Raw genomic sequence first — 25,110 nt, 5'->3', positions numbered from 1 at the left:
CATGTTGCTTTTCCGGCTGCCGCATGACGCGGCGTGCGCGTCGTCGAACGCGCGGCTTACAAGGATTGAACAAGATGAACCAGATGAATCCCGCCTTCGTGATGCCCGACGTGCAGAGCACGGTGGATACCCGTCAGATTCCGATTCAGCGCGTGGGCGTGAAGGCGGTCCGGCATCCGTTGACGGTGTGTACCGAAAGCGGCGACGTGCAACCGACGGTCGGCGTCTGGAACCTCGATGTCCGTTTGCCGGCCGATCAGAAGGGCACGCACATGTCGCGCTTCGTCGCGCTGCTCGAAGAGAATCGTGCGCCGCTGACGGTCGAGCGTTTTCGCGCGATGCTCGCGTCGATGCTCGAAAAGCTCGAAGCCGAAGCCGGCCGCATCGAAGTCACGTTTCCGTATTTCGTCAACAAGACGGCGCCGGTGTCCGGCGTGCAAAGCCTGCTCGACTATGAAGTGACGCTCGCGGGCGAAAGCCGCAACGGCGATACGCGCCTGTTCCTGAAGGTGCTCGTGCCGGTAACGAGCCTGTGCCCGTGCTCGAAGAAGATCTCGCAATACGGTGCGCACAACCAGCGCTCGCACGTGACGATCGATGCGGAGCTGGCTGCCGATCTGCCGGTCGAGGCGCTGATCCGCATCGCGGAAGAAGAAGCGTCGTGCGAGCTGTGGGGGCTGCTGAAGCGTCCGGACGAGAAGTTCGTCACCGAGCGTGCATACGAGAATCCGAAGTTCGTCGAGGATCTCGTGCGCGATATCGCGCAGCGCCTCGATGCGGACGAGCGCGTGGCCGCTTACGTGCTCGAAGCCGAGAACTTCGAGTCGATCCACAATCATAGCGCGTATGCGTTGATCGAGCGCGACAAGCGGCTGGCTGCATAACGCCGCGGCGTCTTGTCGCGCCCATGAGAAAGGCCGCTCGTTCGAGCGGCCTTCTGTTTTCCGGCTGACGGTGTCGCGTTGCGCGATTCAGCGTGCGAGCGACGCGAGATCCCAGCGCGGCTTCACCGTGAACGCGTAGTCGGCATTCGCCTGTTCGGGCCAGCGGCCGAGCCGCAACGCACCCGCGAGCGCGATCATCGCGCCGTTGTCGGTGCAGAGCGCGAGATCGGGGTAGTGCACGTCGAAGCCGCGCTTGGCCGCGGCCGCCGACAGTGCCGCGCGCAACTGGCGGTTCGCGCCGACGCCGCCCGCGACCACGAGGCGCTTGAGCTTCGTCTTCTTCAGCGCGGCGAGCGACTTCGCGACGAGCACGTCGACGGCCGCATCGACGAAGCCGCGCGCGAGGTCGGCCTTCGCGCGTTCGAGCGCTTCGCCCTCCAGCTTCGCCGCTTCGAATTTCTTCATCTGCGTGAGCACGGCGGTTTTCAGGCCGCTGAAGCTGAAGTCGAGATCGCCCGAGTGCAGCATCGGGCGCGGCAGCACGACCGCGCCCGGCGTGCCCGTTTCGGCCAGCTTCGATACTTCAGGGCCGCCCGGGTAGCCGAGGCCGATCAGTTTCGCCGTCTTGTCGAACGCCTCGCCGGCCGCGTCGTCGAGCGTTTCGCCGAGCGTCTCGTACACGCCGACGTCGGTCACGCGCATGAGTTGCGTGTGGCCGCCGGACACCAGCAGCGCGACGAACGGGAACGGCGGCGGCTCGTCGACCAGCAACGGCGACAGCAGATGGCCTTCGAGGTGATGGATGCCGACGGTCGGCTTGTTCCATGCGAGCGCGAGCGCATTCGCGATGCTCGCGCCGACGAGCAGCGCGCCGGCGAGGCCGGGGCCTTGCGTGAATGCGATCGCGTCGATGTCGTCGCGGCGCGTGCCGCTTTGCGCCATCACTTCCTCGAGCAGCGGCAGCGCACGGCGGATGTGGTCGCGCGACGCGAGCTCCGGCACGACGCCGCCGTAGTCGCGGTGCATCGCGATCTGCGAATGGAGCGCGTGCGCGAGCAGGCCGCGCTGCGTGTCGTAGAGCGCGAGGCCGGTTTCGTCGCAGGAGCTTTCGATGCCGAGAACGAGCATGGGTGAGGGCAGGACGCGCCGTTTCGGACGCGCCTCGGGTAGGTCAACGTAACCGGAAAGTATAGCAGGCGAGGGCGGGCCGCCGCTGGCGGCGGCCCGGGCCCGATGCCGGGCAGGTACAATCCGCGCCATGGAAACTTATGACATCGCCGTGATCGGCGCGGGCGCCGCCGGCATGATGAGCGCCGCGGTCGCCGGGCAGCTCGGCCGTCGCGTCGTGCTGATCGATCACGCGCCGCGGCTCGCCGAGAAAATCCGCATCTCGGGCGGCGGCCGCTGCAACTTCACGAACCTGTATGCCGGGCCCGACAACTACCTGTCGTCGAATCCGCATTTCGCGCGCTCGGCGCTGGCGCGCTATACGCCGCGCGACTTCCTCGGGCTGCTCAAGCGCCATCGCGTGACCTGGCACGAAAAACACAAGGGCCAGCTCTTTTGCGACCACGGCAGCGACGCGATCATCGACGTGCTGAAACACGAGTGCGACGCGGGCGGCATCGCATGGCGCCGGCCCGTCGTCGTCGACGCGGTGCGCCATGCGCCGTCCGACGGCTTCGTGCTCGATACGCAGCAGGCCGGGCCGATCGGCGCGCGCGCGCTGATCATTGCGACCGGCGGCCTGTCGATCCCGAAGATCGGCGCGACCGACTTCGGCTACCGGCTCGCGAAGCAGTTCGGTCACAAGCTCGTCGATACGCGGCCCGCGCTCGTGCCGCTGACGTTCGCGCCGCAGGACTGGGCGCCGTTCGCGTCGCTGTCTGGCGTGTCGCTCGAAGTGCGCGTATCGACCGGCGACAGGAAGCGCGGCGGCGAATTCGTCGAGGACCTGCTGCTGACCCATCGCGGCCTGTCCGGCCCCGGCATCCTGCAGATCTCGAGCTACTGGCAGCCCGGCGACCCGATTCGCATCGACCTGCTGCCGCAGCGCGACACGGTGGCCGACCTGCTCGAGGCGAAACGCACGTCGAAGCGCCAGATCGGTTCGCTGCTCGCCGACTGGGTGCCGGCGCGCCTCGCGCATGCGTGGCTCGACACGCATCGCGTCGCGGCCGACGCGCGGCTCGCCGATCTGCCCGACAAGACGCTGCGCCAGATCGGCGACGCGCTGTCGGGCTGGACGCTGACGCCGAACGGCACCGAAGGCTACAGGAAGGCCGAAGTGACGAAGGGCGGGGTCGACACGCGGGAGCTGTCGTCGGCGACGATGATGAGCGCGCGCGTGCCGGGGCTGTTCTTCGTCGGCGAGGCGGTGGACGTGACGGGCTGGCTCGGCGGGTACAACTTCCAGTGGGCGTGGGCGTCCGGCACGGCGGCCGGGCAGGCCGCGGCCGAGTATGCGCGCGGTGCCTGACGCGCCGGCCGGCGCCGTTCCGGCGGGGCCGGGCCCCGTGCCTTTGACCAATCGCTCTGCTATACTCGGTAGTCTTTCCCTGCAAACCTTTATTCGTGTCGGATCATGACGATCATTCGCGTTAAAGAGAACGAGCCGTTCGAAGTTGCAATGCGTCGCTTCAAGCGCACGATCGAAAAGAACGGTCTGCTGACCGAGCTTCGTGCGCGCGAGTTTTACGAGAAGCCGACCGCAGAACGCAAACGCAAGAAGGCTGCTGCGGTGAAGCGTCATTACAAGCGTATCCGCAGCCAGACGTTGCCGAAGAAGCTGTACTGAACGATTGGGCGCCGCGCGGTTCACTGAGCGGCGCACCGGCGATTCCGTGCGATCGGGTGCGATCGCGCAGCCGATCAGGCGGCGAGTCGCCGATGCCGGATTCGAGCAACCCGCTTGAGACACTGTCCCAAGCGGGTTTTTGTGTTGACGCCCGTTTGCGGGCGTCGGATTCACGTTTCCATCCCGGGTGAAAGATGAGTTTGAAAGAGCAGATCAGCGAAGACATGAAGGCCGCGATGCGCGCGAAGGAAAGCGAGCGCCTGGCAACGATTCGCCTGCTGATGGCCGCGATCAAGCAGCGCGAGGTCGATGATCGGGTCACGCTCGACGACGCCGGCATCACGGCCGTGATCGACAAGATGATCAAGCAGCGCAAGGATTCGATCAGCCAGTTCCAAGCGGCCGGCCGCGACGATCTCGTCGCGAAGGAGCAGGCCGAGCTGACCGTGCTGGGCGGCTACATGCCCGCGCAACTGTCGGACGCCGAAGTGGCGGCCGAAGTCCAGGCGGCGGTCGCGCAAACGGGCGCGGCGGGCCCGCAGGACATGGGCAAGGTAATGGGCGTGCTGAAGGGCAAGCTCGCCGGCCGCGCCGACATGACGGCCGTTTCCGCGCAGGTCAAGGCCGCGCTCACGAAGTAAAACCCGTTCCCGGCGCGCCCAGCGATGCGTGCGCCGGGCGTCGTATCGTCCTTTTTCGCTCGATCCCACGGTGATTCCGCATTCGTTCCTGCAGGATTTGCTGAACCGCGTCGATATCGTCGACGTGGTGGGCCGGTACGTGCAGCTCAAGAAGGGCGGCGCCAACTTCATGGGGCTGTGCCCGTTCCATAACGAGAAGAGCCCGTCGTTTACCGTCAGCCCGACCAAGCAGTTCTATCACTGCTTCGGTTGCGGCGCGCACGGCACGGCGATCGGCTTCCTGATGGAGCATGCGGGGCTCACGTTCCCGGAAGCCGTGCAGGAACTCGCGCAATCCGTCGGGCTGACCGTGCCGCACGAGCCGTCGATGCGCGGCGGCGGTGGGGGCGGAGGCGGTGGCGGCGACTATCCGGCGCCCGTGTCGAAATCGGTGGCGACCGCGCTGTCCGACGCGATGACGGCGGCGTGCGACTACTACCGCAAGCAGTTGCGCGGCGCGACCGTCGCGATCCAGTATCTGAAGAACCGGGGCCTGACCGGCGAGATCGCCGCGCGCTTTGGTCTCGGCTATGCGCCGGACGGCTGGCAGAACCTCGAGGCCGCGTTCCCGGATTATCGCGACGAGTCGCTCGTCGAAGCGGGGCTCGTGATCGTCAGCGAGAAAACCGACGCGCGGGGCGTCGCGCGCCGCTACGACCGGTTCCGCGAGCGGATCATGTTCCCGATCCGCAACGTGAAGGGGCAGGTGATCGGTTTCGGCGGCCGCGTGCTCGGCAGCGGCGAACCGAAGTACCTGAACTCGCCGGAAACGCCGCTGTTCAACAAGGGCAGCGAGCTGTACGGGCTGTTCGAGGCGCGGCTCGCGATTCGCGAGCGCAAGTACGTGCTGGTCGTCGAAGGCTACATGGACGTCGTCGCGCTCGCGCAGCTCGGCTTTCCGAACGCGGTCGCGACGCTCGGCACCGCGTGCACGCCGATTCACGTGCAGAAGCTGCTGCGCCAGACCGACACGGTCATTTTCAGTTTCGACGGCGATTCGGCCGGGCGGCGCGCGGCCCGGCGCGCGCTCGAGGCCTGCCTGCCGCATGCGGGCGACAACCGGACGATCCGGTTCCTTTTTCTCCCGCCCGAGCACGATCCGGACAGCTATGTGCGCGAGTTCGGCGCGGACGCGTTCTCCGAGCAGGTCGAACGCGCGATGCCGCTGTCGCAATTTCTGTTGAACGAAGCAATTGCCGGCAAGGCGCTCGATCAGCCGGAAGGCCGCGCGAAGGCGCTGTTCGATGCGAAGCCGCTGTTGCAGGCGCTGCCCGCGAATGCATTGCGTGCGCAGATCATGCACATGTTCGCCGACCGCCTCGATATCCCGTTCGAGGAAGTCGCGGGGCTGTCGGAAGTCGATACGCGCATCGCGGCGGCGCCGCGCCAGGCGCCCGCGCGCAGCGAGCGGCGACGCGTGACGGACAGCGAAAAGCGCGCGTTGCGCACGCTGGTGATGCATCCGCGCATCGCATCGCAGCTCGACGACGAACAGATCGCGACCCTGCGCGCGCTGCCGCGCATCGGCGAATTGTTCGCGGAAGTCGTCGATCATGCGCGTGCACTGGGCGACGGCGCGGAGTTCCGGCTGCTGTCGGATGTCCTGAGGGCGTCCTCGAACGGGGCGACTTACGAGGAAATCTTCCGCGAAATTCTGGACTATGATGAAAACGTCCGCGATCTGCTGTTACAGAATCCGGAAGACGAGACGGTACTCGAGCGGCAACGCGAGCAGGAGCGGATCGCGGGGGAGGAACTGCAGGCAGCGGTGCTCAAGATGCGTTATGACGCCTGCTGCGACCGGCTGGACAGGCTGGCGCGGCAATCCACCTTCACCCCCGAGGAGTTGGCTGAATTGACGGAATTGAACCAGCAGCGAACCGACATGAAGCGTCGGCTCGGGCTGTAGGCGGCCGGGGCGCTTAGAGAGGGCTCCCCAGCGTGCTATAATATAAGGTTTCCAGCGGTTTGTTTTCCAAGCAGAGGCGAGAATCGCGATGGCAAAGACGACAGGCGGAAAGAAAGCAACAGGCAAGGGCTCGACGGAGCCGACCAAGAAGGTCACAGCGGCCAAGTCTGCTTCTTCCACCAGGACAACGTCTTCAGCCACGTCAGCCCCTGCAGGAAAGAAAACCGCGGCCGGCACCGCTCAGGCTGCGCCGGCACCGGCAGCCAGAACACGGGCTGCCGCCAGACCCGACTCCGGGCCGGCCAAGCCGGCGGCGAAGCGGGCAAGTGCGAAAAGCGCAAGGGACACGACTGCCGCCGCGGACGAAACGGCAGTACGTACTACTCATGCACCCACGGTTCAACCGGCTGTCGTCCAGCAGCCGCGAGTCGATATAGCCGGTACGGCGAACTCCATGACCAAAAAGCTGAACGAAGTATCCGTCGAAGACGACGCAAATCAGAGCGACGAGCAGCCCGCAGCCGCGGCTGCACCGGGCAAGTCCAAGGTGCGTGATCGTCGCGCCAAGGAAAAGGCGCTGCTGAAGGAAGCGTTCGCGACGAGCACGCCGGGCACGGCCGAGGAGCTCGAAGAGCGCCGCGTGAAACTGCGCGCGCTGATCAAGCTCGGCAAGGAGCGCGGCTTCCTCACGTACGCCGAAATCAACGACCACCTGCCGGACAACTTCACCGAGACCGAAGCCCTCGAGGGCATCATCGGCACGTTCAACGACATGGGCGTGGCGGTTTACGAGCAGGCGCCGGACGCGGAAACGCTGCTCCTGAACGACAACGCGCCGGCCGCGTCGTCGGACGATGAAGTCGAGGAGGAAGCGGAAGTCGCGCTGTCCACCGTCGATTCGGAATTCGGCCGCACGACCGATCCGGTCCGGATGTACATGCGCGAGATGGGCACGGTCGAGCTGCTCACGCGCGAAGGCGAAATCGAGATCGCGAAGCGGATCGAGGACGGCCTGCGCCACATGGTGATGGCGATCTCCGCATGCCCGACGACGATCGCCGACATCCTCGCGATGGCCGAACGCGTCGCGAACGAAGAGATCCGCGTCGACGAGCTCGTCGACGGCCTGCTCGATCCGAACGCCGCGGATGCCGCCGATACGGACGGCTTCTCCGCGAAGGAAGCGGAAGCCATCGAGAACGAGGACGAGGAAGCCGAAGAGGAAGAGGAAGAAGAGGAAGAGGAGGAAGACGACGGCGCCGCGCAGGCATCGGCGAACGCCGCCCAACTCGAAGCCCTCAAGCGTGCGTCGCTCGAGAAGTTCTCGCAGATCAGCGAGTGGTTCGACAAGATGCGCCGCGCGTTCGAAAAGGAAGGCTACAAGTCGAAGGCCTACCTGAAGGCGCAGGAAACGATCCAGAGCGAGCTGATGACGATCCGCTTCACCGCGCGTACCGTCGAACGCCTGTGCGACACGCTGCGTGCGCAGGTGGACGAAGTGCGTCAGGTCGAGCGCCAGATCCTGCACATCGTCGTCGACAAGTGCGGCATGCCGCGCTCGGAATTCATCGCACGCTTCCCGGGCAACGAGACGGATCTCGACTGGGCCGAGAAGATCACCGCGGAAGGCCATCCGTACAGCGCGGTGCTGTCGCGTAACGTCCCGGCGATCCGCGAACAGCAGCAGCGTCTGCTCGACCTGCAGGCGCGCGTCGTGCTGCCGCTGAAGGACCTGAAGGAAACCAACCGTCAGATGGCGGCCGGCGAACTGAAGGCGCGCCAGGCGAAGCGCGAAATGACCGAGGCCAACCTGCGTCTCGTGATCTCGATCGCGAAGAAGTACACGAACCGCGGCCTGCAGTTCCTCGACCTGATCCAGGAAGGCAACATCGGCCTGATGAAGGCGGTGGACAAGTTCGAATACCGTCGCGGCTACAAGTTCTCGACCTATGCGACGTGGTGGATCCGTCAGGCCATCACGCGCTCGATCGCGGACCAGGCGCGCACGATCCGGATTCCGGTTCACATGATCGAAACGATCAACAAGATGAACCGCATCTCGCGGCAGATCCTGCAGGAAACCGGTCTCGAGCCGGATCCGGCAACGCTCGCCGAGAAGATGGAGATGCCGGAAGACAAGATCCGCAAGATCATGAAGATCGCGAAGGAGCCGATCTCGATGGAAACGCCGATCGGTGACGACGACGATTCCCATCTCGGCGACTTCATCGAGGACACCAACACGGTCGCGCCGGCGGATGCCGCGCTGCATGCCAGCATGCGCGACGTCGTGAAGGACGTGCTCGATTCGCTGACGCCGCGCGAGGCGAAGGTGCTGCGGATGCGTTTCGGTATCGAGATGAGCACCGATCACACGCTCGAGGAAGTCGGCAAGCAGTTCGACGTCACGCGCGAGCGGATCCGTCAGATCGAGGCCAAGGCGCTGCGCAAGCTGCGTCACCCGAGCCGTTCCGACAAGCTGAAGTCGTTCCTCGAAGGGAACTGATTTCCGGCGTTTCTCTTGCGAACGCCGCCGGTATCCGCATGATGCCGGTGGCGTTCGTTCCCTTTGTCGTCTTTGTTGTTACAATGCCGGCCCGGCTTCGTTGCCGGGGTGGCGTGTAGCACGCCGTGCTTCTCGTCTGGGCCCCTAGCTCATGCTTGGTTAGAGCAGCGAACTCATAATTCGTTGGTGCCGGGTTCGACTCCCGGGGGGCCCACCAGATTCCATGCCGCGCCGCGCTGTGTCGCGGTATGCCGAAAACCCGCGATCGCGTCATGCGCCGCGGGTTTTTCTTTGGGCGCACGCGCGGCAACAACGAAGCCCTGCCGCGCCGATGGCAATCGAAGTATGCTGTGGCGCGGCCGGCCTCGGCGCGATACTCGCGCACGTCGGGACCGCCGATCGATGCCGCCTCCATCCGGCGGCCAGAACAAACGGATTTCACCCGGGAGCGGGGACGGCGATCATGATCAGGCTGCGTTGGTGGGGTGCGATTCTGTCGTTGCTGATGCTTGCCGCGTGCGCAAGCCTCCCGCCGCAGGCCGACCGCGCGCCGACGCATGCATACACCGATACCGACAATACGCGGCTGGGCGCCGCGTTTCAGCAGCAGGCCCGCACGCACCCTGGGCAGGACGCGTTTCATTTGCTGACCGATCCGGTCGATGCGCTGGACGCACGCGTGCTGCTTGCCGACCGCGCCGATCGGTCGCTGGACCTTCAATACTACATCTGGCACGACGACCTGACCGGCCACGAACTGGCCGACGCGGTCATTCGTGCGGCCGACCGCGGCGTGCGCGTGCGCGCGCTGCTCGACGATCTCGGCACCAACGCGGACGACCGCAAGCTGCTCGAAATCAGCGCGCATCCGAACATCGAGATCCGGCTGTTCAATCCGGTGGCTACGCGCCGGTTCAAGAAGATCGGCACCGTGTTCGAGTTCTCGCGCGTCAACCGGCGCATGCACAACAAGGCGATGATCGCGGACAACCAGGCGGCGATCGTCGGCGGGCGCAATATCGGCGATGAATACTTCGGCGCATCGTCGATGCTGGAGTTCGGCGATCTCGACGTCGTCGTTCACGGCCCGGCCGTGAAGGACATCTCGACCGAATTCGATACGTTCTGGAATTCGCCGTATGCGTATCCGATCGATACGCTCGTCGGACACGATGCGGCGCCGGGCGGCCTCGACCGCGAGCGCGAACGGTTGCGCGACTACCTGCGGGCCATGGAGGACAATCCGTACGTGCTCGAGGCACGGCAGCGGCTCGACCGGATCGTTCACGGAGAGGGCACGGCGCTGTCGTGGGGGCATGCGACGGTGCTGTACGACGATCCGTCGAAGATCGCGCACCCACCGAAGGACAGCGACGGGCATCTGATGCCGCAACTGCGTGCGCTCGCGTTGCAGCCGAGGCACGACCTGCTGATCGTGTCGCCGTATTTCGTGCCGGGCAAGGAGGGGGTCGAGCGGCTGCGCGCGCTCACGGCGCGCGGCGTACGCGTGACGGTGCTGACCAATTCGCTCGCGTCGACCGACGTGGCGGCCGTGCATGCCGGCTACCGGCGCTATCGAAGCGATCTGGTGAACGCCGGCGTGCGGCTCTACGAGCGCCGGCCATCGGGCGACAAGAGCATTTCGAAGCAGGTCATCATCGGCTCGTCGCGCGCGTCGCTGCATGCGAAGACCTACGTGTTCGATCACACGAGCATCTTCATCGGGTCGATGAATCTCGATCCGCGTTCGCTGAACCTCAATACGGAGATCGGCGTTTACTGCGAGAGCCCCGCGATTGCGTCGCAGGTGGCCAACGATCTGGAAGCGCGGCTCGACCAGATCGCGTGGCGTGTCGAGGCGAGCACCGACGCGGCCGGCAACGGGCGGCTCAAGTGGATTCAGACCGATGCGGACGGGAAGGTCACCGAGATCGATCACGAGCCGGAGGTATCTACCGGGCGGCGGATGGAAGTCTGGTTCCTCGGGCTGTTTCCGATCGAATCGCAACTGTGAGCGACGCTCAGCGTCGCGCGCGGCGGTGCGGCTCGATGACGTTCGCGAACTGTGTTGCCGCTGTCTCGATCGTCGCGTCGTTCAGCCCCGAATAGCCGAGCACGAAGCCGTTGTAGCGGCGGCCGTCGCCGCGAGATCCGCACAGACATGCATGCCGCCCGGGCTCTCCCGCACGCTCGGCGACGTACCGATGCGCAGAGGCGAGATGACGCGGCATGCAGACAACCCGCGCAGGCTGCGCAGCCTTCGCGGGTCGTCAGACGCGGTTGCGTACGATACGTCGCGCTTGCGCAACCGCAACGGTCAGCAGCGCGTCAACGCGCGAAATCCGACGTGCTCTGGATGAACGCGTTCAGCTTCGAGATGTTCACGCTGCCGAAGCCCGTCGTCGCATCCCAGCCGGCCTTCGCCTTGTAGCCGTAAGTGCCGCTGCCGTTGTTCCCGGACGTGACGTCGTGCAACAGCGCGGCGTTGGTCGGGAAGTACTTGTAGATGCTCGACGCGGGGAACCCGAGCGCATTGTTGTTGGCCGATTGCAGCCGTGCCCAGATGCCCGTGAAGATCGGCGCGGCGAGGCTCGTGCCGCCTTCGTTGTTCAGGTAGCCCGAACCCCACAGCGTGTCGGACGTCTGCCCGTTCACGACGAGAATCGCACCCGTGCGCAGGTCGGCGTCGAAGCCGACGTCGGGGAGCGCACGCTTGGTCGAGCCGGTGAGCGTCGACGACTGCCACGCCGGCGCGGCCTCGTACTTGCTGTACCCGCCGCCGGTCGACCACACGGTGCCCGACTGCCAGCTCGGATCGTTCCAGACGATTTCGCTGTTGTACGCATTGGTCGACGTATTCGTGAACAGCGTCGTGCCGCCGACCGCGATCACGTACGGCGACGTGGCCGGCTCGCTCACCGTGTAGGTCGAGCGCGACGGCTTGCCGCTCGCGCATTCGTACGCGCCGTGGTCGCCGGCGGAAACCGAGAAGGTTTGCCCTTGCGCGACCGCCTGCTTGAAGATGGTGTCGTCGGTCGCCTGCGAGCCCGTGCTGTACGCGGACGATTCGCACACGCCGAGCGACACGTTGATCACCTTCGCGACGTTGTCGGTCACGGCCTTGTTGTACGCAGCCGTGATCGCGGTGAGCGTCATCGACGGCGCGGTGTAGAACACGACCTGCTTCACGCTGCCGCCGGCCGTGCCGACGATCGACTGGCTGTCGAGGTTCCACTCGACGGTGCCGTCGGTGTCGGTGTAGGAACTGCCGGCCGGGCCCGTCTTCACGATGCTGCTGCTGATCGTGCCGAGGCCGTTGTTCGCGGCGAACGTATTGAGGTCGCTCACCGTCTGCGACAGGTCGCCTTCGGAGATGATGCCGACGGTGGTCTGCGAGGCCGTCGGCGTGCCGTCGCCGCCATAGATCGACGAGAATTCGGTCGGGTTGTGCGGGACCGCCGACGCGCCGGCCGGGATCGTCAGGTTGCTGGTGTTGCCTTGCGGCTTGCCGCCCGCACCCGTATGCATCAGCTCGACGTTCTGCAGGCCGAGTACCGCGCCGACGATGTTGCCGATCGCGTTCGGCACTTGCGCGGCGTCGGTGTTCGCATAGACGCTGCGGCCGTTGCGGGTGAAGCGCTTGAGCGTCGTGCGGAACGCGGACTGGACGGTTCCCGCGGTGCCGGATGCGGAGACGAGCAGCCGGTTGGGTGCGACCACGATGTTCACGAAGCCTGCCTTGCGCAGGTGGGCGACGACGGAGGCGACCTGCTGATCGGTCGGCGCATATTGCGCGGCGAATTGCGCAGGCGTGAGGAACTGCCGGTAGTGCGGCGAGCCGGGCGTATGCAGGTCCCGCAGGTACTGGTCGAGTTGAGCTTCGTTGCGCAGGTTCAGCCCGAGCACGATGTCCACCGATTCGCCGGGCGCCATGTCGATGGCAGAGGCGGCAGCGGCCGCCGTGCTCGCGGCGGGCGCGCCGGCCGTACCGGCTTCGTTCTGCTGCACGAGCGGCAGGAATCCCTTGGTGCGTGTTTCCGTCCAGCCGGCCGCGGGCGCGGCATGGGCGGTCGCCATGCCGAACGAAGCGGCTGCTGCGGCGGCGAACGCGAGTTTGACGATGCGAATGTGCTTGTGTTTCTTGTTTGCAACCTGATTCATTTGAATTACCCCTCCGGTTGAACATCGAACGGCACGAACAACGACGGTCGACAGCGGTGCGGGTCATGCACCGCCGCTTTCTGTCGCATGCGGGCGGATGGCACGGACGCGACAGGGCCTTTCACCCGATCCGGAAAGCGGTTTTTCTCCGGGGGCGAAATACGGAAAACGCGATGACGGGAAGGCTGCGCCGCGGGGCGGAGCAGTCGCGCCGGATTCGACGCGGGCGGATTGCTAGAGCAACAGCTTCGTTATCCTGCTCATTTGATTCGGTCCTTCGGCCCGCTGCCGAATGGCAGCCGTCCAGTGAAATACATCGGGATGCCGCGCGCGCCGGCGTGCGAACGAATCGTTCGGCGGCGCGTACTTCGGTGCAGCGGAAGCAGAAAAAAGTGGAGCGGAATCGATTGCGTGGCGGGCAAACCGTCGGATTGCTTGCATCGGACGGTATCAAGAACGAAAGCGCGGTGTCAAACTTTTTTTGATTATATGAAATAAAATTAAACCGAATTAACCGCAATGGTTTTGAAAAGATCGGCGGCATTTTGTAATGTTCGAAACCCGCAACGCAGGTAATGCCGATAGCGATTCGCCGATCATTTCCGATGCGTGTTGAAACGGCCCGGGGTTAGACGGCCAATCGTCATCGAGGAAATGCTCGAATCGTCGCGGCCTGTCGTTCGGCCGCCTGAAGGTCGTCGACGAACCGGAACAGCGCGTCGACATGCTGAAGCAGCGCGTCGCGCGAGGGCGCATTCGTATCGGCGGCAAGCGCCTTGATCGTGTCGAGCCGGGTTGCGAGTTCGGCGAGCTGGGTGCGCGTGACGTGACTGCTGGTGGCGACGGTGGCCGTCGCATCGGATGGATTTGCCGGTTTCATTGAATGAGTGATCGCGTTGAAGTGCTGGATGAAGCGGGACAGGTCGGCCGAGCAGCCGTCGACGGAAACCGCGCGCGCCGACGGATCGCCGGCCACGATCCGGCCAACGGTGTCCGCCATCGCGTCGAGCGTCGCGAGCATGCGGCGGATCAGCCTGATCAGGTCGAACGCGGTGGCCAGCAGGCAGACGGACAGCGCGGCCGCGAGCACCACGTAAGTAAACGCATTGCCGAGCATCGCTTCGGCCGTCGCGTCGTGCGGCAACGCGGCCGGCGCATGCAATGCATGGACGAAAAACGCGACGGTGCAGGCGAGCAGCACGACGACGATCGCGGCGAGGCCAATCGCCTGCCCGATTTGCCGGCCGGGCCGTGCCGGCAGCGTCACTGCACGCCCCGCAGCCGGTAGCCGACGCCGCGCATCACTTCGGGCATGCCTGGCGCGCCGGCCCGTTCGAGTTTCTTGCGCAGCCGGCAGATGTGGCTGTCGACCGTGCGCTCCAGCGCGCTCACGTCGGCCATGCACGCATCGAGCAACTCGCCGCGCGTGAACACGCGGCTCGGCGATCTCGCCATGTGCGCGAGCAACCGGAACTCCGTCAGCGTCAGTGGGATCGGCACCTCGGCGCCCGCCGTGCGCACGCGGGCCAGATAGCTGTCGGTATCGATCTCCAGGTCGCCGACGCGCAGCATGCGCGTGGTGGGCGGCGCGGCCGACCGGCGCAGGATCGCGCGCAATCGCGCGACGACCTCGGCCGGGTTGAACGGCTTGACGATGTAGTCGTCGGCGCCGGCGTGCAGCGCCTGCAGCCGGTCGAGGTCGCGATCGAATGCGGTGACGACGACGACGGGCGTATTGTCGCGCCGTCGCAGCTCGGCGAGCACGTCCCAGCCGTTTTTCCGCGGCATCTTCACGTCGAGCAGGATCAGGTCGGGCTTCAGGCGCGGTTGCATGTCGAGCGCCGCTTGCCCGTCGGCGACGCGGTAGGTGCGAAAGCCGTCGTGCTTCAGGTACGCATCGAGGATGTCCGAGATGTCGGGCTCGTCTTCTGCAATGAGTATCAGGGAATTCGTCATGGAGTGTGCCGTGCGATGGCGAACAGTCGGGGCGGCCCGTCGCCGGGCCGGGGCGCGCCGTTCCGCCACGCTGCCGCGCGGGCGGAACGGCGCCGTTCGTTCAGTTCTGCACCACGCGCTTCGACGGTGCGACGTCCTGGTCCGTCAGGCCGCCGCCGAGCGCCTTGTACAGCGCAACGGCATTGCTCAGTTCGCTGCGGCGCAGGTCGAGCAGCGCTTGCCGTGCCGCATAGAGTTGCCGCTGCGAATCGAGCAACTCCAGCCGTCCCTCGACGCCCGCGCGATAGCGCAGGGTCGACAGGTCGGTGCGGCGTTCGGCCGAACCGACCACGCGGGTCTGCGCTTCGATCTGGCGGCCGAAGGTTTCGCGTCCGGCGATGCCGTCGGCCACTTCGCGGAACGCGGCCTGAATCGCGCGTTCGTACTCGGCGACCGCACCGGACTTGCGCACTTCCGCAAGACGCAGCTCGGCACGCAGCCGGCCGCCCTGGAAGATCGGCACCGTGACCTGCGGCGCGAAGCTCCACACGCGCTGGCCGCCGTCGAACAGGCTGCCCATCGCGGGGCTGAGGAAGCCGATCGACGACGTCAGCGACAGGCGCGGGAAAAACGCGGCGCGCGCGGCGCCGATGTCCGCATTCGCGGCGACGAGGTTTTGTTCGGCCTGCTGGATATCCGGGCGACGAAACAGCAGCTCCGACGGCAGGCCGGCCGGCAGTTGCGTCATCACCGGTTGTTGCTGAAGCGGCAGCGGCTCGGGCAGATCCTTCGGCAGCTCGGCGCCGACCAGCAGGCGCAGCGCATTGCGCGCCTGCTCGACGGCGCGCGTGCGCGCTTCGAGATCGGCCGTCGCGCTCGCGACCTGGCCTTCGGCCTGCGCGATGTCGACGCCGCTCGCCTGATGCGCGTCCTTCAGGCGGCGCGCGAGATCGAGCGACTGCCGCCAGTCGGCGAGCGTGCGCTCGGACAACTGGCGTTGCTCGTGCGCGAGGCGTTCCGCGAAGTACGCGTCGGCCACGCCGCCGACGAGCGAGATCTGCACCGCACGGCGGCCGTGATCGGTCGCGACGTAGCGCGCGAACGCGGCATCCGACTGCGACTTCACGCGGCCGAACAGGTCGATCTCGAACGCGCTGATGCCGACGTTCACGCCGTACTGGTTCTGCGTCGTGCCGAACAGCGGCGGATTCGACTGCGTGTCGTCCGACGTACGCTGACGCGTGAAGTTCGCGCCCGCGCCGATCGACGGCAGGCGCGCGGCGCGCTGGATGCCGTACTGCGCTTCCGCGGCCTCGACGTTCAGCGCGGCCACGCGCAGGTCGCGGTTGTTGTCGAGCGCGAGCTCGATCAGGCGCTGCAGGCGGCGATCGCCGAACATCGTGCGCCAGCCCAGATCGGCGGCGTTCGCGTCGAGATCGGCGGCGGCGGCGGCGGCGGCGGTGTAGGCCGTCGGCACCGGCATCGCGGGTTTGACCAGCGTCGGCGCGAGCGAGCAGGCCGACAGCGCGAGGATGAGGGGAAGAACAAGCAATCGCATGGCATCAACCTTCCTGTTCGCGAGTCGGGGTAGCCGGCTGCTTGCGGGACGCCCGCCATGCGCCGATGCGCTCCTGGATGCTCATCACGAACACAAAGAAAACAGGGACGAAGAAAATGGCCAGCACCGTGGCGGTCACCATGCCGCCGAACACGCCGGTGCCGATCGCGTGCTGCGTTTCGGCGCTGGCGCCGGTCGCGATCATCAGCGGCACGACGCCGAGGCCGAACGCGAGCGAGGTCATCAGGATCGGGCGCAGGCGCAGCTTCGACGCCTGCACGGCCGCCTCGATCAAGCCCTTGCCTTCCTCGCGCAACTGCTTCGCGAACTCGACGATCAGGATCGCGTTCTTCGCGGACAGGCCGATCACGGTGATCATCCCCACCTTGAAGAACACGTCGTTCGGCAAGCCGCGCAGCAGCACCGCGCCGATCGCGCCGATCAGGCCGAGCGGCACCACGAGCATCACCGACAGCGGAATCGACCAGCTTTCGTACAGCGCGGCGAGCACCAGGAACACGACGATCATCGACAGCACCATCAGCATCGGCGCCTGCGACGCCGACTGGCGTTCCTGCAGCGACTGGCCGGTCCACTCGACCGCGAAGCCCGGCGGCAGTTGCGCGGCAAGCCGCTCCATCTCGGCCATCGCCGCGCCGCTCGATTGGCCCGGGGCGGCGTTGCCCGAAATCCGCGCGGACGGGTAGCCCTTGAAGCGCACCATCTGCAGCGGCGTGTCGGTCCACACCGGGCGCACCACTTCCGACAGCGGCACCATGCCGCCGGCCGCGTTGCGCACGTACAGCTTCATCACGTTGTCGATCTGCATGCGTGCCGGCGCGTCGGCCTGGATGATCACCTGCTGCATGCGGCCCGCGTTCGGGAAATCGTTCACGTAGGTCGAACCCATCGCGGTCGACAGCGTGTCGCTGAGCGTCGTGAACGACACGCCGAGCGCCTGCGCCTTCGCGCGGTCGATCTCGAGGCGGATGCTCGTGCCGGCCGGCAGGCTGTCCGGGTACACGCCGGTCACGACCTTGCTTTGCGCGGCGAGTTCGAGCAGCTTCGCTTCGGCCGCCTTGAGCGCCGCCGTGCCCTGGTTGGCGCGGTCTTCCAGGCGCATCGAGAAGCCCGAGCTGTTGCCGAGTTCGTCGATCGCGGGCGGCAGCAGGCTCATCACCGTGCCTTCGGTCACGCCGGCCATCGCCTGTTGCGCGAGCATGCCTTCCTCGAGGGTCGATGCGCCGCCGCGGTTTTTCCAGTCCTTCATCACGGACCAGTTGATCGCCGCGTTCGGCCCTTGTCCCGAGAAACCGTAGCCGATCACGGAAATGCTCGACTGGATTGCCGGACGCGAGGCAAGATGTTTTTCGAGCGTGTTGACCACGTCATGCGTGCGCTCGGCGGTAGCGTCCGCGGGCAGCAGGAAGCTGGTGATGAAGTAGCCCTGATCCTCGTCCGGCAGGAACGACGACGGCAGGCTGCGAAAGCCGAACACCAGCGCGCCCGCGATCGCGACGAACACCAGCATCACGCGGCCGGTGCGGCCGACCAGGCGGCCGACGCGCGTCTCGTACCATTTCGTCAGGCGATCGAAGCGACGGTTGAACCAGCCGAAAAAGCCGCGCTTCTCGTGATGGCCCGGTGCGAGCGGCTTGAGCATCGTCGCGCACAGGGCCGGCGTGAGCGTCAGCGCGAGCAGCGCGGAGAACAGGATCGATACGGCCATCGACAGCGTGAACTGCTTGTAGATCACGCCGACCGAGCCGCTCGCCATCGCCATCGGCAGGAACACCGCGGTCAGCACCAGCGTGATGCCGACGATCGCGCCGGTGATTTCCTTCATCGCCTTCGACGTCGCGTCCTTCGGCGACAGCCCTTCCTCGGCCATCAGGCGCTCGACGTTCTCGACGACGACGATCGCATCGTCGACGATGATGCCGATCGCGAGCACCATGCCGAACATCGTCAGCACGTTGATCGAGAAGCCGGCCAGCAGCATCACCGCAAAGGTGCCGAGCATCGCGACGGGCGCGACGATGGCCGGGATCAGCGTATAGCGCACGTTCTGCAGGAACAGGTACATCACGAGGAACACGAGCACCATCGCCTCGAACAGCGTGGCCAGCACTTTCTCGATCGAGATCTTCACGAACGGCGACGTGTCGAGCGGGATCGAGTAGCGCATGCCCGACGGCATCGACTTGCTCAGTTCGGCCATGCGCGTGCGGATCGCGTCAGCCGTCTTCACGGCATTGGCGCCCGGTGCGAGCTGCACGCCGGCGAGGGTGGCCGGCTTGTTGTTCTCGCGGCTCACGAACATGTAGTTCTGCGAGCCGAGTTCGACGCGCGCGACGTCGCCGAGCACGACCTTCGAGCCGTCCGCGTTCGCGCGCAGCACGACCTTCGCGAATTCTTCCGGCGTCGTGAGCTGACCCTGCGCGGTGAGCGGCACGGTCACGCGCTGGCCCGGCAGCGCGGGCAGCGCACCGAGGCTGCCCGGCGCGATCTGCACGTTCTGCTGGCCGATCGCGGTCGTCAGGTCGTTCATCGACAGGCCGAAATTGATCAGCTTCTGCGGATCGACCCAGATGCGCATCGCACGCTCGGAGCCGAACTGCAGCACGCGCCCGACGCCGTCGATGCGCCGCAGCTCCTCGGACACGCTGCGCGCCATGTAGTCGGCGAGCGCGCCTTCGTCGAAGCGGCCGTTGTCGGAGCGCAGGCCGATCAGCATCAGGAAGCCGGACGACGCGGATTCGACGATCAGCCCGTTCTGACGCACGGCGGCGGGCAGGCGCGGCTCGATCGACTTGATCTTGTTCTGCACGTCGACCTGCGCCAGCGCCGGATCGGTGCCGGGCTTGAACGTCACGGTGATCTGCGCCGAGCCGGACGTATCGGCCGACGATTCGAAATACAGCAGGTTCTTGACGCCGGACAGTTCGCGCTCGATGAGGCTCAGTACGCCGTCGTTCATCGTCTGCGGCGTGGCGCCCGGGTAGTTCGCGGTGATCGTGACGGACGGCGGCGCGACCGACGGGTAGCGCGCGACCGGCAGTTGCGGGATCGCGATCACCCCCATCAGGATGATGAAGAGGGCGATCACCCACGCAAACACCGGGCGGCGGATGAAGAATTCAGCCATGGCTGGAGGCTCCTCGTGACTCAGTGCGCGGACGCGGCGGCGGCCGCGTCAGGCGACTTCCAGTCGGTCGCGGCGGCCGGCGCGCCATCGGTCAGGCGTTCCATGCCCTCGACGACGATCTTCTGGCCGGCCTGCAGGCCCGACTTGATGCGGTAGTGGCGGTTCGTGAGCTCGCCGACTTCGACGGCCTTCAGATGCGCGTGCCCTTTCGCGTCGAGCACCCACACCTGCGGCTTGCCGCCGGCGCGCACGACGGCCTGTTGCGGCACCATCACCGCGTTGGCGTAGTGCGCGCGCGGGATGCGGGCACGCACGTACATGCCCGGCAGCAGTTGGCGTTTCGGGTTGTCGACCAGCACGCGCAGCAGCACGTCGCCGGTGCCCGGATCGACGTTGACGCCCGAGAACAGCATGCGGCCCTTTACGTCGTAACGCGTGTCGTCGTCGCGCAGTACGTCGACCGGCAGGCCGTTGCCGTCCGACGCTTGCGGCTGCGACGCGAGCGCGCCGCGCAGCGCTTCGAGCGACGCGGCCGGCTGGCGCACGTCCACATAGACCTGGTCGATTTGCTGGATGCGCGCCATCGGCTGGCTGTCGCCGCTCGACACCAGCGCGCCTTCCGTCACGAGGGCCTGGTCGATGCGGCCGGCGATCGGCGCTTCCACGGTCGCGAATTTCAGATCGAGCTGGCGGCGCGCCAGCGTCGCGCGGGCCTGCGCGACGTCGGCCGCGGCCTGGTCGCGTTGCGATACGGCGTCGTCGTACACCTGGCGGCTGATCGCATCGGCTTCGACGAGCGGCTTGAAGCGCGCGGTCTGGACCTTCGCGCGTTCGAGCGCGGCCTGCGCCCGCAGCAGCGAGGCGGCGGCCGTATCCATCTCGGCCTTGAACGGCGCCGGATTGATCTGGAACAGCGGCTGGCCCTGGCGTACTTCGGTGCCCTGCTCGAATAGCCGGCGTTGCACGATGCCGCTCACCTGCGGCCGGATCTCGGCCACCCGCACGGCCGCGACGCGGCCGGGCAGATCTTCGGTCACGTCGACGCGCGTGGCGGCCACGGTCATGGCCGCCACCGGGGTGGCCGGCGCGGCGGCCTGCTGTTCGGACGGCCCGCAGCCGGCCAGCATCGCCGCCACCAGCACACATACGGCGCCGTGGCAGCATCGGTTCTGATTGTTCATAACGACTCCAGGAAGCGCAGGCAGCCCACTGCCTGCTTTGACGGGGCGGAGTGTGCTTGGAGTAGTTGGCGGCTTTCATGCGGAAAGATGGAGATTCGATGGAGGCGGCGAAAGGCGCCGAAAAGCAGGGGGTGAGGCGAAGCGGAATGCTCGGACGAACGGGATGCCGCGCGGTGTCATGCGCGCGATGTTTCGGCTCGATGCGGGCGTCGGCTCGAGCCGGTATCTAAAGATCGAGCCGGCAGGGCCGCCGGGCGAACCGCCCGACGACGCGGCGCGTGCGCGCTGGCGGGCGATGACGCGGCCGCTGGGCGCGCACGTGCGCGACGCGGCGCCGGCGTCGCGCGATGGCGAAGCGGGCGGGGGCAGAGAATGGGGCGCGCCATTTGACGCGCCGTCGCGCTACGGTCTGGCGCCGGCTTCCCGCAGCGCGTCCGCGGCGTACGTGTTGTCGTGCGTCAGCGCGAGCTGAAGCAGCGACTGGCCGCGCCGGTCGACATGGTTCGGATTCGCGCCATGCGCGACGAGCAGCGGAATCAGCTCGAAGCGGTTGAACAGCGTCGCGAACCCCAGCGCGGTTTCGCCGGCGCCGTTGGTCTGGTCGATCGGGCAGCGCGTGTCGATCAGGCGCCGCGCGATGTCGCGCTCGTTCCTGAAGAGCGCGCCCATCAGTGCGGTGTTGCCGTGACGATCGCCGACGCACGCGTCGGCGCCGGCCGACAACAGGTAGTCGAGCGCCGCGGGCTGGCCGTCGTACGACGCGAGGATCACGGCCGTATAGCCGTGGCTGTCGGTCGCGTCGACCGGATAGCCGGCGTCGTGCAACGCGCGCAGGATATCGACGCGGCCGACGCGCGCGGCGTCGAACCAGTCGTCGTCATAGCGACGCAGCGCGGCGGGATCGGCCTTGCCGTACGCCGGCTGGTCGGGTAGGTGCGCGCAGCCGGCGAGTGCGGCGAGCGCGAGCGCCGCCGCGGCCGCGCGGATCGCATGGGGGAAGCGTTCGGATCGCATGGGGAAGTCCTGATGAGGTGGCCGGGCCGACGTGCGCGGCGCAATCGCGCACGTCGGCAGCGACCGGCGTCGCGGGATCAGTTGTCGCTCAGCTTCGCCGCGAGCGACTGCACCTGCTGGACGTTCGCGTGAACGGCCTGGGCGAGGCGCGTACCGTAGTCGGCGTCGGCCTTGTAGAAGTACGAGAGCATCGCGTACTGGTTCTGCGCGTTCTTCACCTGGCCGAGGTCGCCGGACAGCGCGGTGACGAGGTCGTCCTTGTCCTGCTGCGACAGGCTGCGGTAGTACTCGCCGGCCTGACGGAACGGCAGCTTCTTGCGGATCGCTTCCTGTTGCGTCGTGCCGCTGAGCGCCATGCGGACCGACTTGTACTGCGGATCCTGCGCGAGCTCGTTCAGCGTCGACGGTTCGTAGTTCACCTCGCCCTTGCGGTCGCCGGCATTCATCTTGCCGTCCTGGTTGTTGTTGACCACCGGCACGACGGGGCGGTTGATCGGCAGATCCATGTAGTTCGCGCCGAGCCGGTACAGCTGCGTGTCGGCGTACGCGAACAGGCGATCCTGCAGCATCCGGTCCTCGGACGGCTCGATGCCCGGCACGAGCCGCGACGGCGCGAACGCGGATTCCTCGGTCGACTGGAAGTAGTTGTCGGGCACGCGGTTGAGCGTCATCGTGCCGATCTTGCGTTCAGGCACGCCGGTCCACACCTTCGTGTCGTCGAGCGCGTCGAAATCGAAGCGGTTCAGGTCCTTCGGCGTGAGCACCTGGACGTACAGGTCCCACTTCGGGAAATCACCCTGTTTCAGCGCGCCGTACAGATCGTTCGTCATCATGTTCCAGTCGCGGCCGATCGACGCGGCGATTTCTTGCGGGCGCAGGCCGTGCACGCCTTGCTGGCTCTTCCAGTGGAACTTCACGTAGTGCACGTCGCCTTGCGCATTGACGAACTTGAACGCATGCACCGCGAAGCCGTCCATGCGGCGATACGAATCGGGCATGCCCTCGTCCGTGTACAGCCGCGTCAGCATGTGGGTCGCTTCGGGCGTGTGCGCGAAGAAGTCGAACGCGAGGTTCGGATCCTGCACGCCGGTCACGGCGCTCGGTTTGTTCGCGTGCACGAAGTCGGGGAACTTGATGCCGTCGCGAATGAAGAACACCGGCCAGTTGATGCCGACCATGTCCCAGTTGCCCTGCTGCGTATAGAACTTCACCGCGAAGCCGCGCGGGTCGCGCGCCTGCTCCGGCGAGCCGCGATAGCCCATCACGGTGGAGAAGCGCACGAACACCGGCGTGCGGGTGCCCGGCGTGAAGACTTTCGCTTTCGTCAGGTCGGAGATGTCGGCGCTCGGCACGAACTCGCCGAATGCGCCCGTGCCGCGTGCATGCACGACGCGTTCCGGAATGCGTTCGCGATCGAAGCGCTGCAGTTTCTCGATGAGCGCGGAGTCCTGCAGCAGCACCGGGCCGGCGGGGCCGGCCGTCTGCGAATTCTGGTTGTCGCCGACGGGTGCGCCGGTGTCGCGCGTGAGTTCGGCGGCGTATGGGGAAGCGGAGAGTGCCACGCAGATTGCGGCGACTGCGTGCCGCAGCACGCGATGGGAAGACGAGGACATGACGATGGAACTCCTTGATCCGATCGGTGGTGGGGAAGCCGACTGAATTAGAAGAGATCGTCAGACGATTGGCTAATTGATATTCGATATGTCATCGATAGCCGTGGGCACGATGCGGCGCGAACCGTTCGTCGCGCACGAAACGAAGCAGTATTGTTGCGCGCGCAATGAGTTGTTGCCGAATTGTTTCGACGAGCATGATGCATCGGTCGTGCATGATTTGCGGCGGCGCCGTCAACCGGCGCCTGTTTGCCATCCGAGCCCGAGGCTCTTCTGCACCGACACGTAGTCCTTGATCAGTTCGGCTTGCCCGGCGATCACGTTCTGCTGCGCGGCTAGCGCTTCGCGTTGCGTATCGAGCAGGTCGATCATCGACGCGACGCCCGCGCGATAGCGCTGGTCCATCAGCGCACGCGAATGCACGGCCGACGTCTGCACCTTCGTCAACGCGACCACATGTTCGCGCTGATGCCCGTAACGCTGCAACGCGGTGTTGGCATCCTGTAATGCATCGAGCACGGCTTTCTGATAATTCGCTTCCGCTTCGTCGCGCGATGCTTCGGCCGCACGTACCGCGCCGCGCGTGCGTCCGAAGTCGAGAATGTTCCATTGCAAGTACGGCGCGCCGACCCACGTGAAATTCCGCTTGCGCAACAGGTGGCCGGGGTCGGTCGCGCTGAAGCCGAGATCGCCGAGCAGCGTCACCTTCGGGAAATAGTCGGCCACATGCTCGCCGATCTGCGCATTGCTCGACGCGAGCCGGCGTTCGGCCGCGCGAATGTCGGGGCGCTGTTTCAGCAGCGTGGCCGGATCGCCGATCGCGACGCTGCCGGGCAGCGTCGGCAATGCCGCGTCCGGCGTCGACAGCGCGGCGTCGAGCGCGCCCGGCGCGCGGCCCGTCAGGATCGCGAGCCGGTCGAGCGATTCGGTCACCTGGGCATCCAGCGGGATCAGCGAGGCGCGCGTGTTCTCGACCTGCGTCGTCAGGCGCTCGATGTCCGCATCGGCCGCGACGCCGCGCGCGCGGCGCTGCTGCGTGAGTTCGAGCATCTGCTGCTGCAATTGCGCGGTGCGCCGCGACAACGCAAGCCGTTGCTGCTGGTCGCGCAGGTCGACGTACGCATTCGCGACTTCCGCCGCGATCGACACCTGCGTGTCGGCAAGATCGGCATCGACCGCTTCGGCCTGTGCGGATGCGGCTTCGATCGCGCGGCGCGTGCCACCGAACAGATCGATTTCCCAGGTCGCGTCGAAGCCCGCCGAATAGAGTTGCAGCGGCCCCGAGCCGCCGAGCGACGGCGACGTGCCGCCCGACTGGCCCGAGTCGTTCGACGGCAGCAGCGCGCCGAGCGCGCCGACGTCCGGTTCGCGCATGCGGATGGCCGCGACGGTGGCCGACGATTTCGGCATCCGTGCGGCGCGCTGTTGCGAGAGCTGCGCGCGTGCCGCGCGCAAGCGGCCCTGCGCCGCATGCAGATCGGGGTTGTAGACGAGTGCGGCGACGATCAGCTCGTCGAGCTGGCGGTCGTTCAGCGCGTGCCACCACGCGCTCGGCGCGGGCGCGGCGGTGTCGACGCCGGTGGCCGGTGCTCGCACGAAGGTCGGCGCATCCGGTGCGGCGGGCGCGCCGCGGTAGTCGGGGCCGACCGTGCAGCCGGCGAGCAGGCACGCGACCGCGCACAGGGTGAGCGCGGGGCGGCGGGGCAGGGTGAAGGGTTTCATCG

Annotated in this window: 17 protein-coding genes and 1 tRNA gene; 8 read left to right on the top strand and 10 right to left on the bottom strand. The window is 66.6% G+C overall.

Features of this window, described 5'->3' with window-relative positions:
• Positions 1 to 74 precede the first annotated feature (74 nt).
• Positions 75 to 884, top strand: a complete 810-nt coding sequence (gene folE2 / locus C5F75_RS25745; RefSeq protein WP_059583149.1) for a GTP cyclohydrolase FolE2 — start codon at positions 75 to 77, stop codon at positions 882 to 884.
• A gap of 87 nt (positions 885 to 971) precedes the next feature.
• Here folE2 and tsaD read toward each other — a convergent pair whose 3' ends face one another.
• Positions 972 to 2,012, bottom strand: coding sequence for a tRNA (adenosine(37)-N6)-threonylcarbamoyltransferase complex transferase subunit TsaD (tsaD, locus tag C5F75_RS25740; protein ID WP_059582919.1), 1,041 nt, complete (start codon positions 2,010 to 2,012; stop codon positions 972 to 974).
• Between the two features lie 121 nt (positions 2,013 to 2,133).
• Between tsaD and C5F75_RS25735 the strand changes: the two genes are divergently transcribed.
• The 7 genes from C5F75_RS25735 to C5F75_RS25705 all read left to right on the top strand — a co-directional run bounded on the left by C5F75_RS25735 (position 2,134) and on the right by C5F75_RS25705 (position 10,790).
• Positions 2,134 to 3,363, top strand: coding sequence for a BaiN/RdsA family NAD(P)/FAD-dependent oxidoreductase (locus C5F75_RS25735; RefSeq protein WP_258048591.1), 1,230 nt, complete (start codon positions 2,134 to 2,136; stop codon positions 3,361 to 3,363).
• Between the two features lie 105 nt (positions 3,364 to 3,468).
• Positions 3,469 to 3,681, top strand: coding sequence for a 30S ribosomal protein S21 (rpsU, locus tag C5F75_RS25730; RefSeq protein WP_006479415.1), 213 nt, complete (start codon positions 3,469 to 3,471; stop codon positions 3,679 to 3,681).
• A gap of 194 nt (positions 3,682 to 3,875) precedes the next feature.
• Positions 3,876 to 4,322, top strand: a complete 447-nt coding sequence (locus C5F75_RS25725) for a GatB/YqeY domain-containing protein (protein WP_006479409.1) — start codon at positions 3,876 to 3,878, stop codon at positions 4,320 to 4,322.
• A gap of 70 nt (positions 4,323 to 4,392) precedes the next feature.
• Positions 4,393 to 6,270 carry a DNA primase gene (gene dnaG, locus C5F75_RS25720; RefSeq protein WP_059583147.1) on the top strand — a complete coding sequence of 626 codons (1,878 nt, stop codon included), beginning with the start codon at positions 4,393 to 4,395 and terminating at the stop codon, positions 6,268 to 6,270.
• Positions 6,271 to 6,358: 88 nt separating this feature from the next.
• A complete protein-coding gene (rpoD, locus tag C5F75_RS25715) occupies positions 6,359 to 8,776 on the top strand; it encodes an RNA polymerase sigma factor RpoD (protein WP_081066417.1) in 2,418 nt (805 codons plus the stop codon).
• 138 nt (positions 8,777 to 8,914) lie between these two features.
• A tRNA-Ile gene (locus tag C5F75_RS25710) sits at positions 8,915 to 8,993 on the top strand.
• A 246-nt stretch (positions 8,994 to 9,239) separates the two neighbouring features.
• The gene (locus C5F75_RS25705; protein ID WP_104012875.1) at positions 9,240 to 10,790 is read left to right on the top strand and encodes a phospholipase D family protein; all 1,551 of its coding nucleotides are present in this window, start codon (positions 9,240 to 9,242) and stop codon (positions 10,788 to 10,790) included.
• Positions 10,791 to 11,104: 314 nt separating this feature from the next.
• Here the strand turns inward: C5F75_RS25705 and C5F75_RS25695 are convergent, their stop codons facing one another.
• The 9 genes from C5F75_RS25695 to C5F75_RS25645 all read right to left on the bottom strand — a co-directional run bounded on the left by C5F75_RS25695 (position 11,105) and on the right by C5F75_RS25645 (position 25,108).
• A complete protein-coding gene (locus C5F75_RS25695) occupies positions 11,105 to 12,937 on the bottom strand; it encodes a S53 family peptidase (RefSeq protein ID WP_059582906.1) in 1,833 nt (610 codons plus the stop codon).
• Positions 12,938 to 13,580: 643 nt separating this feature from the next.
• A complete protein-coding gene (locus C5F75_RS25685) occupies positions 13,581 to 14,204 on the bottom strand; it encodes a histidine kinase (protein ID WP_104012874.1) in 624 nt (207 codons plus the stop codon).
• Complete coding sequence (locus C5F75_RS25680) at positions 14,201 to 14,893, bottom strand: response regulator (protein ID WP_059582901.1); 693 nt, start codon at positions 14,891 to 14,893, stop codon at positions 14,201 to 14,203. The genes C5F75_RS25685 and C5F75_RS25680 overlap by 4 nt, the downstream gene beginning before the upstream one ends.
• A gap of 100 nt (positions 14,894 to 14,993) precedes the next feature.
• On the bottom strand, positions 14,994 to 16,430 hold the full coding sequence (locus C5F75_RS25675) for an efflux transporter outer membrane subunit (RefSeq protein WP_059582898.1): 1,437 nt from the start codon (positions 16,428 to 16,430) through the stop codon (positions 14,994 to 14,996).
• A gap of 4 nt (positions 16,431 to 16,434) precedes the next feature.
• Complete coding sequence (locus C5F75_RS25670; protein ID WP_104012873.1) at positions 16,435 to 19,578, bottom strand: multidrug efflux RND transporter permease subunit; 3,144 nt, start codon at positions 19,576 to 19,578, stop codon at positions 16,435 to 16,437.
• A gap of 20 nt (positions 19,579 to 19,598) precedes the next feature.
• Positions 19,599 to 20,759: an efflux RND transporter periplasmic adaptor subunit gene (locus tag C5F75_RS25665; RefSeq protein WP_089465479.1), complete on the bottom strand. Its 1,161-nt coding sequence runs from the start codon at positions 20,757 to 20,759 to the stop codon at positions 19,599 to 19,601.
• 402 nt (positions 20,760 to 21,161) lie between these two features.
• Entirely contained in the window at positions 21,162 to 21,773 is a 612-nt protein-coding gene (locus C5F75_RS25655; RefSeq protein WP_059639142.1) for an ankyrin repeat domain-containing protein, read from the bottom strand.
• Positions 21,774 to 21,850: 77 nt separating this feature from the next.
• Positions 21,851 to 23,386, bottom strand: a complete 1,536-nt coding sequence (locus C5F75_RS25650) for a catalase (RefSeq protein WP_104012872.1) — start codon at positions 23,384 to 23,386, stop codon at positions 21,851 to 21,853.
• Between the two features lie 234 nt (positions 23,387 to 23,620).
• On the bottom strand, positions 23,621 to 25,108 hold the full coding sequence (locus C5F75_RS25645) for an efflux transporter outer membrane subunit (protein WP_104012871.1): 1,488 nt from the start codon (positions 25,106 to 25,108) through the stop codon (positions 23,621 to 23,623).
• Between the last annotated feature and the right edge of the window lie 2 nt (positions 25,109 to 25,110).

This window comes from Burkholderia anthinoferrum (assembly GCF_002925705.1).
Lineage (GTDB): Bacteria > Pseudomonadota > Gammaproteobacteria > Burkholderiales > Burkholderiaceae > Burkholderia > Burkholderia semiarida.
This window is presented reverse-complemented; position numbering and strand designations above follow the sequence as displayed.